9 protein-coding genes are annotated in these 11,735 nt (G+C 75.5%); 3 read left to right on the top strand and 6 right to left on the bottom strand.

Translation table 11 applies throughout. The features are described from left to right. Positions 1-3: 3 nt before the first annotated feature. Positions 4-843: a DNA-3-methyladenine glycosylase family protein gene (locus ABUL08_RS25245; RefSeq protein WP_350932467.1), complete on the bottom strand. Its 840-nt coding sequence runs from the start codon at positions 841-843 to the stop codon at positions 4-6. 39 nt (positions 844-882) lie between these two features. Beyond that, positions 883-1,254, bottom strand: coding sequence for a VOC family protein (locus ABUL08_RS25240; protein WP_350932466.1), 372 nt, complete (start codon positions 1,252-1,254; stop codon positions 883-885). A gap of 60 nt (positions 1,255-1,314) precedes the next feature. Between ABUL08_RS25240 and ABUL08_RS25235 the strand changes: the two genes are divergently transcribed. Beyond that, a complete protein-coding gene (locus ABUL08_RS25235) occupies positions 1,315-1,797 on the top strand; it encodes a MarR family winged helix-turn-helix transcriptional regulator (protein ID WP_350932465.1) in 483 nt (160 codons plus the stop codon). 22 nt (positions 1,798-1,819) lie between these two features. Here the strand turns inward: ABUL08_RS25235 and tilS are convergent, their stop codons facing one another. From tilS to dacB, 3 genes are read right to left on the bottom strand one after another with little or no spacing between them, the layout of a single operon-like run. Next, positions 1,820-2,812, bottom strand: a complete 993-nt coding sequence (gene tilS / locus ABUL08_RS25230) for a tRNA lysidine(34) synthetase TilS (protein ID WP_350932464.1) — start codon at positions 2,810-2,812, stop codon at positions 1,820-1,822. Positions 2,813-2,820: 8 nt separating this feature from the next. Next, on the bottom strand, positions 2,821-3,888 hold the full coding sequence (locus ABUL08_RS25225; RefSeq protein WP_350932463.1) for a zinc-dependent metalloprotease: 1,068 nt from the start codon (positions 3,886-3,888) through the stop codon (positions 2,821-2,823). A 57-nt stretch (positions 3,889-3,945) separates the two neighbouring features. After that, on the bottom strand, positions 3,946-5,469 hold the full coding sequence (gene dacB / locus ABUL08_RS25220; protein WP_350932462.1) for a D-alanyl-D-alanine carboxypeptidase/D-alanyl-D-alanine endopeptidase: 1,524 nt from the start codon (positions 5,467-5,469) through the stop codon (positions 3,946-3,948). Between the two features lie 201 nt (positions 5,470-5,670). Between dacB and ABUL08_RS25215 the strand changes: the two genes are divergently transcribed. After that, positions 5,671-6,174, top strand: coding sequence for an inorganic diphosphatase (locus tag ABUL08_RS25215; protein ID WP_350932460.1), 504 nt, complete (start codon positions 5,671-5,673; stop codon positions 6,172-6,174). A 54-nt stretch (positions 6,175-6,228) separates the two neighbouring features. Here the strand turns inward: ABUL08_RS25215 and eccD are convergent, their stop codons facing one another. After that, positions 6,229-7,632 carry a type VII secretion integral membrane protein EccD gene (eccD, locus tag ABUL08_RS25210; protein ID WP_350932459.1) on the bottom strand — a complete coding sequence of 468 codons (1,404 nt, stop codon included), beginning with the start codon at positions 7,630-7,632 and terminating at the stop codon, positions 6,229-6,231. Between the two features lie 100 nt (positions 7,633-7,732). On the opposite strand from eccD, the gene eccCa reads away from it, so the two are divergent. Further along, complete coding sequence (gene eccCa, locus ABUL08_RS25205; RefSeq protein ID WP_350932458.1) at positions 7,733-11,698, top strand: type VII secretion protein EccCa; 3,966 nt, start codon at positions 7,733-7,735, stop codon at positions 11,696-11,698. Positions 11,699-11,735 lie beyond the last annotated feature (37 nt).

Genomic DNA, 11,735 nt, shown 5'->3' with positions numbered 1-11,735 from the left:
TGTCTACCGCGTCCCGCGGCTCCCGGGCCCGCCGAGGCGCCGCTCGCGCAGGACTCGCAGGTGGACGGCGGCCCAGGTGCGGTAGGGCCGCCAGGCCTGTGCCACGTCCGGGAGGGCGCTGCCCGAGCCGTAGCACTCGGCGATCTCGGCCTCCAGCCGCGCCTCGTGGCGGGGCAGGCCGTCCGGGTGGTTGGCACCGCGCAGCACGACGAGTTCGGCGGCGAACGGGCCCAGCCCTTTCACCTGCCGCACCTGGTCGATTGCGGCGTCGGGTTCGAGGCCGCGCAGTCGGCTGCCATCGAGAAGCCCGTCGAGCGCGGCCTCGGCGATCGCGTGCAGGTATTCGGGCTTCCGGCCGGGCAGACCGAGGTCGAGATCCCGGAGTCGGGCGGGGGCGGGGAAGGCGCCGTCCTGACCGTGCTCCCGGATCAGGTCGGCGCGGAGCCGGGCGGCCTGGGTGATGCGCACCCGTTGCGACAGCACCGCCCAGCAGGCGGCTTCGTACGGCGAGTGGAAGCCGCAGGGTCTCAGCCCGGGCATCTGCCGTTGGGCCGTGCCAATGACCGGGTCCCGGTCGCCGACCGCCGGCCATCCGGTGGCGTCCACGTCGAGCGAGAGGAAGCGGGCGACCTGGGCGGCCGCGGCGTCCAGGTCGCCGATGCCGGCCACGGTGATCCGGGCGGTGGCGGCACGCTGCTCGACGGTGGCGACCGCACGGGACCAGTCGCGGTCGACCAGGAACACGGTCCGCAGCATGTCCGGCGTGTCCTGGCCGGGCAGGGCCGCAGGCGCGAAGCCCTCCCAGAAGGCGCGGGAGGTGGCCAGCGACCACGGGCCAACCACCTTCCGGACGGTGCGGTGTTCTCTCATGGCTGCTTCGTATCAGGCCTGGTCGTGGATGGTGACGGCATAGCCGTCGAGGTCCCGGAAGGTGAAGGTGCGGCCGAACGGGCCGTCGACCGGGGCGGCGACGATCGGCACGCCAGCGGCGGCGAGGTCGTCGTGCACGGCCTGGGCGTCGTCGGCGCGCAGCCACAGGGCCACCCCCGCACCGGGCTGCGGCCCCACCGCGTCGAGGTCGAAGCCGGGCAGTGGCTCCCGGACGGCGAACGGCACCGGGCTGGTGGCGAAGACCACCGCGTGCGGCGGGCCGGACGGGGCGCGGCGCAGCCCGAGCCGGTTCTCGTAGAACTCGGCGGCGGCGGCGAGGTCGCGCACCTGCAGAGCGATGAAGTCGGGACCGGTGACTGTCATGATCTTCCCTCTCGGCTATGTCAGATTCCTGACATGCCCACTCTATGTCAGGATGCTGACATGGAACAAGGCGTGGGTGACCTGGACCGGTCGATCGGATACGCGTTGAAGCAGGCGGCGACGGCGTTGCGCGCGGCGATGGACACCGGCCTGCGACCGTTGGGACTCTCGGTCCCGCAGTACGCCTGCCTGGAACTGCTCGGCCAACGACCCGGCCTCTCCGCGGCCGAACTCGCCCGCGGCGCGTTCGTCACCCGGCAGTCGATGCACGCCCTGCTGCTCGGTATGGAGGAACGCGGCCTCCTCGCCCGGGCCACCACCGCAGCCCGGGGACGGGCCCTGCCCACCGAGCTGACCGACACCGGACGTGACCTGCTGGCCCGGGCCAGCGGGATCGTCGCCGGCATCGAGCGACAGATGACCGGCCCGCTGCCCGACGACGCCCGACGACGCCTCCGCGACGACCTCACCGCCTGCGCGACGGCGCTCGGCAACCCGCCCGACGGGCCGCCGCCGGCGGCGGAGGGGCACCCCGTCCCGTGAGGTCGAAGAGGCCGTACGCGCCTCAGACCGGGTCGACCACGGTGAGCCGGGTCGCCCGGCGCGCCACACGCAGGCCGCCGGGCAGGTGGACCGGGCCCTGACCGTGCCAGTGCGTCACCAGCGCGTCCAGGGCGACCACGTGCCGGTGCGACAGGGCTGCCGGCGACGCGCCCAGTTCCCGGGCCCAGGCGTGCAGCACCCGGGTGCGTACCGCCGCCGGCAGCGCGGTCAGCCCGTCGACGCGGAGTCCGCCGTCGGGCGAGCGGGTGTCGGCCAGGGCGGTTGCGGCGAGGTCGTCCAGGGCGGCGGTGTCCGCGGCCAGCAGCTGGGCGGTCCGGGCCAGGTTCTCCAGCACCCCGGGGCCGAGCGCCGCCACCAGCGCCGGCAGCACGTCGGCGCGGACCCGGGCCCGGGCGTACGCCGGGTCGGCGTTGTGCGGGTCCTCCCACGGGGTGAGGCCCAGCGCGGCGCAGGCCTTGCGGGTGTCCTCCCGGCTCACGTCGAGCAGCGGTCGCAGCAGCGGCACCCCGGCCAACTCCCGGCGGACGGGCATTCCCGCCAGCCCGCGCGGGCCGGCGCCCCGGGCCAGCGCGAGCAGCACCGTCTCGGCCTGGTCGTCGCGGGTGTGGCCGAGCAGCACGGCCGCCGCCCCGTGCCGCCGGGCGGTGTCGACGAGCGCCTGGTAGCGCGCCTCACGGGCCGCCGCCTCGGGGCCGCCGGGGCGACCGTCGACGGTCACCGCGATCGAGTCGACCGGGTCGAGGCCCTGCTCGCAGGCCCAGCCGGCAACCGTCCCGGCCCGCTCGGCCGAGCCGGGTTGCAGCCCGTGGTCCACCGTGACCAGGCCGGCCCGCCGACCCGATCGCGGTGCGACGAAGGCGGTGGCGGCGGCCAGGGCGAGCGAGTCGGCCCCACCCGAGCAGGCCACCAACACCGGTCCGTCCCCGGTCAGCCCGGCCAGCGCCCGGCGGACCGCCGTCCGGACGGTGGCGACCGGCGGGGCGAGCGCGGCCACGGGACGCGTCAGCCGGCGGCCGGGGTCGCGCCGGCCGGCCCGTGCACCCGGGCCACCCAGGCGTCCGGGTCGCCCAGCTCCTCCAGCCGGGGCAGGGTCAGCGGCGAACCGAAGATCCGGTTGAAGCCGGCCATGCCGACCCGGTCGACCACCCCGTGCACGAACTTGCGGCCCTCCGCGTACTGGCGCATCTTGACCTCGACGCCCAGCAGCCGGCGGATCGCCTTCTCCAGCGGGTTGCCGGACTCCCGACGCCGGTTGAAGGCGGCGCGGATCGACTCCACGCTGGGGATCACCTGCGGGCCGACGCCGTCCATCACGAACTCGGCGTGCCCTTCCAGCAGCGTCATCAGGGCGGTGAGCCGGTCGAGGACGGCCCGCTGGGCGGGGGTCTGCACGATGTCGAGGACGCTCGCCCGGCTCTCCGGGTCCTTGACCGCGTCGGAGAGCGTCGCCACGCCGCGCCGCAGCCGCTCCAGCAGGTGCTCGCTGCCCTGCGAGGCGTCGACGAACGCCTGCACCTCGCTGAGGAAGTACGCCCGCATCCACGGCACCGCGGTGAACTGCGTCCGGTGGGTCACCTCGTGCAGGCAGACCCAGAGCCGGAAGTCGCGCGGGTCGGCCCCCAGCTTGCGCTCCACCTCGACGATGTTCGGCGCGACCAGCAGCAGCTGACCCGGGTCGCCGGCGAAGACCTCGTACTGGCCGAGGACCCGGCCGGAGAGGTACGCCAGCACGGTGCCGGCCTGCACGCCGGTGAGGCGGGAGCCGATCGCCTCGGTCAGCGGCCCCGGCTTCTTGTCGCCGGAGAGCCGGTCCACCAGGGGGGTGATCACCTCACGCAGCCCGGCGATGTTGGCGGCCGCCCAGTCGCGACGGTCCACCACCCGTACCGGCGGGTGGGCCACCTGCGAACGCAGGCCGGTGTAGTCGGCGACGTGCCCGGCCGCCTCCTCGGTGAGCCGCCGCAGCTCGCCGACCACGTCGGTGGCCTCCGCGTACGACACCCGGGGGCCCGACTTGCTCAGTGCCCCCGCGGTCGCGGCGGCCAGATCCCAGTCCACGAACTGCGCCATGCACCCCACCGTACCCGCGCCGGAACACCCCAACCGGGGCTCGCGTCGCGGCCCGGGTCAGCGGCAGCCGCAGCCGGCCAGCGCGGAACTGATCCGGTCGAGGGCCTGCCGCGTCTCGTCCAGGGTGTCCGGCGGGGTCCGGTCGGTCAGCACGGCGAAGGTGAGCAGTCGGCCGTCGGCGGTGGTGACCAGCCCGGCGATCGCGTTGACCCCGGTCAGGGTGCCGGTCTTGGCCCGGACCATGCCGGCCCCCGCCTTCGTGGCGGTTGCCTGGTAGCGCTCGTCGAGGGTGCCGGACCAGCCGCCGACCGGCAGGCCGCCGAAGATCGCGCCCAGCTCGGGGTGGCTGCCGTTGCCGGCGAGGGTGAGCAGGTCGGTCAGGAGCGACGGGCTGATCCGGTTGGTCCGGGACAGGCCGCTGCCGTCGGCCAGGCTGATCTCGGCGGCCGGCAGCCCCAGCTCGCCGATCACCTCGTCGGTCGCGGCGGCACCCCCGGCGAAGGAGGCCGGCTTGTTCCGGGCCAGCGCCACCTGCCGGGCCATGCACTCGGCGATCACGTTGTCGCTGTCGCTGATCATGATGTCGACCAACCGGATCAGCGGCAGCGACTCGACCTTGCCCAGCTCGGCGCCGGGAGCCGGCGCCCCGGCCGTCGCACTCGGTCCGGCGGCGGGCGCCTTGCCGCGCTGCACCGCGACGGCGTCGCCGGTCAGCCCGAGCAGCCGGGCGAACTGCCGGCCGGCGGCCAGGTCCGGCTGTGGGACCCGCTCGGCGGCGTGGTTGGTCTGGTCGGCGGTCTTCCGGGCCGTCTCCGGGTCCCGGCGGGCGCCGTCGGTCATCAGCGCGGTGATCGGGGCACCGAAGCCACCGGTCGGGATGTCGGCGTCCCAGCCCGGCTCGTAGACCGGGCCGGTGAACAGGGACGAGTCGACGATCACCCGGGTCGGCGCGGTGCCACCGAGCGCGGTGCGCACCTGGGCGGCCAGGTCGTCGAGGCGTGCCGCGCCCGGATAGAAGCCGTGGTTGTTCACCGCCAGGCTCGGGTCGCCGCCACCGACGAGGACCACCTCGCCCGGGTTCGGCCCGGCCACCGCGCGGGTGGGGATCCGGTACGCCGGGCCCCGCGCCTCCAGCACCGCCACCGCGGTCGCCAGCTTCGTCACCGAGGCGGGCACCGTCGGGGTGTCCTGCCCACTGCCGTAGAGCGCGGTGCCGGTGGACACGTCGGCGACCGAGATGTTCACCCGGTCGCCGAGGACGGCGGCGCGGGTCAGCGGGTCGAGGGCGGCGCGGACCCCCTCGGGGGTGGGCAGCGGGGCGTTGGCGTCCGGGCCGGCCAGGACGGCCGACGGGTCGGGTTCCGCGGCGCGCGCGCTCGCCGGCGGGGCGGACGCCGCACCGAGCCAGCCGGCCACCGGGCCGGGGCGCACCACCACGACGCCGACCCCGGCGAGCACCACGAGCAGCACCGCCACCAGCGCCAACGCGAGCGGCCAGCGCCGTCGCGACCGGGCCGCGGCGGGAGCCGGCGCGGCACCGTACGGCTGCGGGTAGGGTACGGAACCCGGACTTTCCGTCATCCGCCCGTCAACCCCCTCCGGGCGGTAGTGTGAATCTTCCCTCCCCACGACCCCCTCCTCCCCCGCCGGAAAACACCTTGGGTGACACTACTTCGGTCCGAACACTATGCGGCGGCCGGAGCCGACGGGTGACATTCACCTGTCCGGGAGCGGCGCCACTGGTTCCGTTAGCCAGCGTGGGCAAACGAGGGAGCGTGGGAAATGGATTTCGACGTCACGGTTGAGATCCCGAAGGGTCACCGCAACAAGTACGAGGTGGACCACGCGACCGGTCGCATCCGGCTGGACCGCACCCTCTTCACGTCGACGCAGTACCCGGCGGACTACGGCTTCATCGAGGGCACCCTGGGCGAGGACGGCGACCCGCTGGACGCCCTCGTGCTGGTCCCCGAGCCGACCTTCCCCGGCTGCCTGATCCGCTGCCGGACCATCGGCATGTTCCGGATGACGGACGAGAAGGGCGGCGACGACAAGGTCCTCTGCGTGCCCTACGAGGACCCGCGCCAGGAGCACCTGCGGGACATCCACCACCTCGGCGAGTTCGACCGGCTGGAGATCCAGCACTTCTTCGAGGTGTACAAGGACCTGGAGCCCGGCAAGTCGGTCGAGGGCGCGACCTGGGTGGGTCGCGTCGAGGCCGAGGCCGAGATCCGGGCCTCGTACCAGCGGGCCAAGGACGCCGAGGAGCACGGCGACTCGCACTGATCTCCGCACGCGAGAGGCCCGGGTCGCCACGCGACCCGGGCCTCGTCCGTCGGTTCAGCCCAGCAGGCCCCGGGCCCGGTCGTAGAGGTCCAGCACCGCGCAGGCCACCGGGACCACGGAGACCACCAGCGCGGTGTCGGTCAGGTCGGCCAGCCGACCGAGGTACGGGGAGACGGGCCGCCGGGCGTACGTGGTGCCGGCGGCGACCGAGATCAGGGCCAGCAGCAGCCCGCCGACGGCCAGCGCGAGCAGCCCGTCCGGGCCGGTCCGGTCGGCGAGCACCCCGCCGAGGACGACGGCCCCGGCCAGCCCGGCGACGACCGTGGGCACCCGGTGGCGGACCGCGACGAAGAGCCGCGAGCGCAGCAGCAGGACGGCGGACCCGACCGCCACCAGCAGCCGCCCCGCCACCCCGCCGGCCGTGGCGAGCACCGTGGCGGCGGCCACCGCGAGGACGGCGTGCCCGAGCAGCATCCCGGTCAGCATCTCCTCGGTCCGGGCCACCGCCGCGTGGACCCGCCCCCGGTCGGGCAGGTCGCGGACCCCGTCCGGCCCACCGGCCGGGGCGGTCGACGGGAGGGTGATCGGCGGCAACGGCAGCTTGCCGAGCCGGATCGCCAGCAGCGGCAGCGCGCCGAGCGCGAAGACCAGTACGCAGAGCAGCACCGCCGCGGTGCCCTCGGCACTGAGCACGAGCCCGCCGAGCGCGGCCGCCGCGCCGACCAGGCCGACCGTCGTGCCGGCCACGAAGACCCGGGACCGGCTGGCCACCCCGACCAGGCCGAGCACCGCCACCAGCAGCAGCGCCACCGAGCCGGCCAGGAGTTCGGGGGCGCCGAGCCAGCGCAGCGGCGCGAACGGGCCGACCGGGTCGCCGGAGCCGACCGCCAGCGCGCCGGCCGCCGCGGCGTAGGGCAGGGCGTACCCGCCGAGGGTGGCGCCGGCCGGGCCGTCCCCGTACGCCCGGGAGGCGGCGGTGCCGGCGAGGGTGAGCAGCAGCGCCACCCCGAGCGCGACGGGCCAGCCGGTGAGTCGTCCGGGCCCGGCGACCAGCACGGCGACCAGCCCGACGGCGAGCGGCACGCCGGCCCCGGCCAGGACGGCGACCCGGGTGGCGGCCGGCGACCAGGCGCTGCCCCGGCGGCGGGCGCCGTCGGCGATCGCCTCGACCACGTCGTCGTACTCCAGCTCCGGCCACTGGTCGTGGGCCGGCACCAGGTGCAGCACCTCGCCGTCGCGGACGCCCTGCGGCAGCAGCGCCTGAGCGGTGGCCAGCACCGCGCCGTCGGTACGGCGCAGCACCCAGCCGCCGTGCCGTTCGCCGTCGTCGGCCAGCCCCTCACCGGCGTGCCGGAGCACCTCGGGGAGCAGTTCGGCCAGGGGGACCTGCTCCGGCAGGGCCACGTCGAGTCGCCGCTGCGGCGCACTGATCGTGACCCGGGCCAGCCCGGATTGCATCGACGTGACTCCATATCGAGCGGGAACGGTGGCTGACGGACGGTCGCACTTTACCTACCATGAGCCAGGCTCGGGTTACCGAGCGCTGTCAGGAGGTGCCGTGTCCACTGTCGTCATCAAGCGGCCGCCCCGCCGCCCGGCGCCGGAGATCCCGGTCGGCGAACTGCCCGTCGACCCGCCACCGGAGATCCCCGCCGTGGCCGGTGGACGCTGGCAGCAGGCCCTGCTGGTGCTGCCGATGCTCGGTGGGACCGTGGCCATGGCGATGATGTTCGGGCGCGGCGGCGGCGCCTACTCGTACGTGGTCGGCGGCATGTTCGGGCTCTCCTCGGTGGCCATGCTGGTCACCTCCTGGGGCAGCGCCTCCGGGATGCCGAAGAAGTCGGAGATGATGGCCGCCCGGCGGGAGTACCTGCGGCACCTCACCGCGCTGCGGCGGCGGGTCCGGCAGACCGCCGGGGCACAGCGGGCCGGGTTGCACTACCGCCACCCCGACCCGGCCCGGCTCTGGTCCACGGTGGACAGCCACCGGGTCTGGGAGCGCCGACCGGGCGACCCGGACTTCGCCGTGGTCCGGGTGGGCGTCGGTCCGCAGACCCTGGCCACCCCGCTCGTCCCGCCGGTCACCCGGCCGCTGGAGGAGCTGGAACCGATGACCGCCGGGGCGCTGCGGCGCTTCCTCGACGCGTACTCGGTGGTGCCGGACCTGCCGGTGGCGCTCTCGCTGCGCAGCTTCGCCCGGGTCTTCGTCCGGGGCCCGGCCGGCGCGCGGGGCACCGGGTCACCGGCCGCCCAGGCGCTCGCCCGGGCCGTGCTCACCCAGCTCGCCGTCTTCCACGCCCCCGACGAACTGCTCGTCGCGGTCTGCGCCGGGCCCGAACGGCGGGAGCTGTGGGAGTGGGTCAAGTGGCTGCCGCACGCCCACCACCCCACCCGCACCGACGCGCTCGGTCCGGTCCGGCTCGTCACCAGCTCCGCCGTCGAGCTGGAACGCCTCCTCGACGACGTGTTGGCCAGCCGGTCCCGGTTCAGCCCGGTCGGCTCCGCCACCGACGGCCCGCACGTCGTGGTGGTCCTCGACGGCGGCGACCTGACCGGGTCGACCGACCTGGCCGGTGACGGCGGCATCGACGCGGTCACCCTGCTCGACCTGGACACCCCGCCGCCCCGCCTGCTCGACCGGTACGCCCTGCTGCTCGACGTGGTCGACGGCGGGCTGCACTCGTACGCCGCCGACGGGCAGGCCGAGGTGGGCAGCCCCGACGCGCTGGCCGTCGCCGAGGCCGAGGCGGTCGCCCGCCGGCTCGCCCCGCTGCGGCTGGCCAGCACCGTACGCGGACCGGACGACGCGACCGGCGCCGAGCTGGGCCTGCCCGAGCTGCTCGGCATCGGCGACCCGGACGGCTTCACCGCCGAGCAGGGCTGGGCGCCCCGGTCGGCGCGGGACCGGCTGCGGGTGCCGATCGGGGTGGGCGCCGACGGCGGCGCCATCGAGCTGGACCTGAAGGAGTCGGCGCAGGACGGCATGGGCCCGCACGGCCTGCTCATCGGGGCCACCGGCTCCGGCAAGTCGGAGCTGCTGCGGACCCTGGTCCTCGGCCTGGCCGCCACGCACAGCTCGGAGCAGCTCAACTTCGTGCTGGTCGACTTCAAGGGCGGGGCGACCTTCGCCTCCTTCGAGCGGCTGCCGCACACCGCCGCGGTGATCACCAACCTGAAGGACGCGCTGCCGCTGGTCGACCGGATGGTCGACGCGATCAACGGGGAGCTGGTCCGCCGGCAGGAACTGCTGCGTCGGGCCGGCAACTTCGCCAGCCTCCGGGACTACGAACGGGCCCGCGCGGCGGGCACCCCGCTGGCCCCGCTGCCGTCGCTGCTGCTGATCTGCGACGAGTTCTCCGAGCTGCTCTCGGCCAAGCCCGACTTCATCGACCTGTTCGTGCAGATCGGCCGGCTGGGCCGGTCGCTGGGGGTGCACCTGCTGCTGGCCAGCCAGCGGCTGGAGGAGGGGCGGCTGCGCGGGCTGGACACCCACCTGTCGTACCGGATCGGGTTGCGGACCTTCTCGGCGCTGGAGTCCCGGACGGTGCTCGGGGTGCCCGACGCGCACGAGCTGCCGCGTACCCCCGGGCACGGTTACCTGCGCGCGGGCACCGACCCGCTGGTCCGGTTCAAGGCCGCGTACGTCTCCGCGCCGGTCCGCCGCCCCGGCGGCCCGGCGGGCGCGGCCGGTGCCGGCGTGCCCCGGCTGCTGTCCTTCTCCACCCACCTGGTGCCGGTCCCGGAGCCGACCACCCCGGCCGCGCTCCCCGCCGCCGAGGAGGAGACCGGCCGGGAGACCCTGGTCGACGCGCTGGTCGCCCGGCTGGTCGGGCAGGGCCCGCCGGCCCACCAGGTGTGGCTGCCGCCGCTGGACCAGTCCCCCTCCCTCGACGAGCTGCTCGGCCCGGTCGGCACCGACCCGGTACGCGGACTGGCCGCCGCCAACCCGGAGCTGCACGGCGCCCTCCAGGTGCCGGTGGCCGTCGTCGACAAGCCCTTCGAGCAGCGCCGCGACCTGTTCTGGCTGGCGCTGGACGGCGCCGCCGGGCACGTCGCGGTGGTCGGTGCGCCGCAGAGCGGCAAGTCGGGTCTGCTGCGGACGCTGGTCTGCGCGCTGGCGCTCACCCACACCCCGGCCGAGGTGCAGCTCTACTGCCTCGACTTCGGCGGCGGCGGGCTGGGCGGCCTCCGCGACCTGCCGCACGTCGGCGGGGTCACCGGCCGCTCCGACCCGACGGCGGTGCGGCGCACCGTCGGGGAGATCGCCACCCTGCTCGCCGAGCGGGAGCGGCGCTTCGCCGAGCTGGGCGTGGAGTCGATGGCGAGCTGGCGTCGGCGGCGGGCCGCCGCCCTGGCCACCGGGCAGCCCGGCACCGACCCGTTCGGCGACGTCTTTCTCGTGGTCGACGGCTGGCACACCCTGCGCGCCGACTACGACGACCTGGAACCGCTGGTCACCGACCTGGCCACCCGGGGCCTGTCGTACGGGGTGCACGTGGTGGCGAGCGGTCTGCGGTGGACGGACTTCCGGCCGGCGATCCGCGACCTGTTCGGCTCACGGCTGGAACTGCACCTCGGCGACCCGGCCGACTCGGTGGTGGTGAAGCGGGCGGTCGCGGCGAACGTGCCGGAGAAGAAGCCCGGCCGGGGCATCACCGCCGAGGGGCTGCACTTCCTCGCCGCCCTGCCCCGGCTCGCCGGTCTCGGCGACGGGACGGGCGACCTGGTGAAGGCGGTCGCCGGGGCGTGGACCGGGCCGGTGGCCCCCCGGGTCCGGCTGCTCCCGCCGGTGCTGCCGTACGCCGAGCTGGACCTGGCCGCGACCACCGGGCTGGCCTTCCCGGTCGGGGTGGCCGAGGCGGACCTGCGCCCGGTGGTGCTGGACTTCGCCACCGAGCCGCACTTCCTGGTCTTCGGCGACGCCGAGTGCGGCAAGTCCTCGTTCCTGCGGGCGCTGGCCACCTCGATCGTCGGCCGGTTCACCCCGGAGCAGGCGCGGGTCATCCTGGTGGACTACCGGCGCAGCCTGATCGGGACGATCGAGACGCCGCACCTGATCGGTTACGGCACCGCCGCGCCGTACACCACCGAGCTGATCGAGTCGGCCGCCGGCTATCTCCAGAACCGCATCCCCGGGCCCGACGTCACCCCGGCCCAGCTGCGCAGCCGCTCCTGGTGGTCCGGTCCGGAGCTGTTCGTGCTGGTGGACGACTACGACCTGGTGGCCGGCGGGCCGACGAACCCGCTGCGCGCCCTGGAGGAGCACCTGCCGCACGCCCGCGACGTGGGGCTGCACCTGGTGCTGGCCCGCCGCTCGGGCGGCGCGGGCCGGACCCAGTTCGAGCCGATCGTGCAGCGGCTCCGGGAGCTCTCCACCGCCGGTCTGGTGATGTCCGGCAGCCCGGAGGAGGGGGCGTTGGTGGGTCAGGTCCGACCGGGTCCGCTGCCCGCCGGTCGCGGTCGGCTGGTCACCCGCCGGGAGGGCGTACGGCTGGTGCAGTTGGCGCATCTGCCCCCGGGTTGAGTGGTCTCCCCGGATTCCACCGGGGCGGGCGGGAAAA

This window comes from Micromonospora sp. CCTCC AA 2012012, from assembly GCF_040499845.1.
Classification (GTDB): domain Bacteria; phylum Actinomycetota; class Actinomycetes; order Mycobacteriales; family Micromonosporaceae; genus Micromonospora; species Micromonospora mangrovi.
Note: the sequence above shows the minus strand (reverse complement) of the source record. Positions and strands in the feature narration are given on the sequence as shown.

Coding starts and splice junctions, on each gene's coding strand:
- ABUL08_RS25240 (WP_350932466.1), bottom strand. CDS start 1,254: ATGACAGTCACCGGTCCCGACTTCATCGCTCTGCAGGTGCGCGACCTC.
- ABUL08_RS25235 (WP_350932465.1), top strand. CDS start 1,315: ATGGAACAAGGCGTGGGTGACCTGGACCGGTCGATCGGATACGCGTTG.
- ABUL08_RS25225 (WP_350932463.1), bottom strand. CDS start 3,888: ATGGCGCAGTTCGTGGACTGGGATCTGGCCGCCGCGACCGCGGGGGCA.
- dacB (WP_350932462.1), bottom strand. CDS start 5,469: ATGACGGAAAGTCCGGGTTCCGTACCCTACCCGCAGCCGTACGGTGCC.
- ABUL08_RS25215 (WP_350932460.1), top strand. CDS start 5,671: ATGGATTTCGACGTCACGGTTGAGATCCCGAAGGGTCACCGCAACAAG.
- eccD (WP_350932459.1), bottom strand. CDS start 7,632: ATGCAATCCGGGCTGGCCCGGGTCACGATCAGTGCGCCGCAGCGGCGA.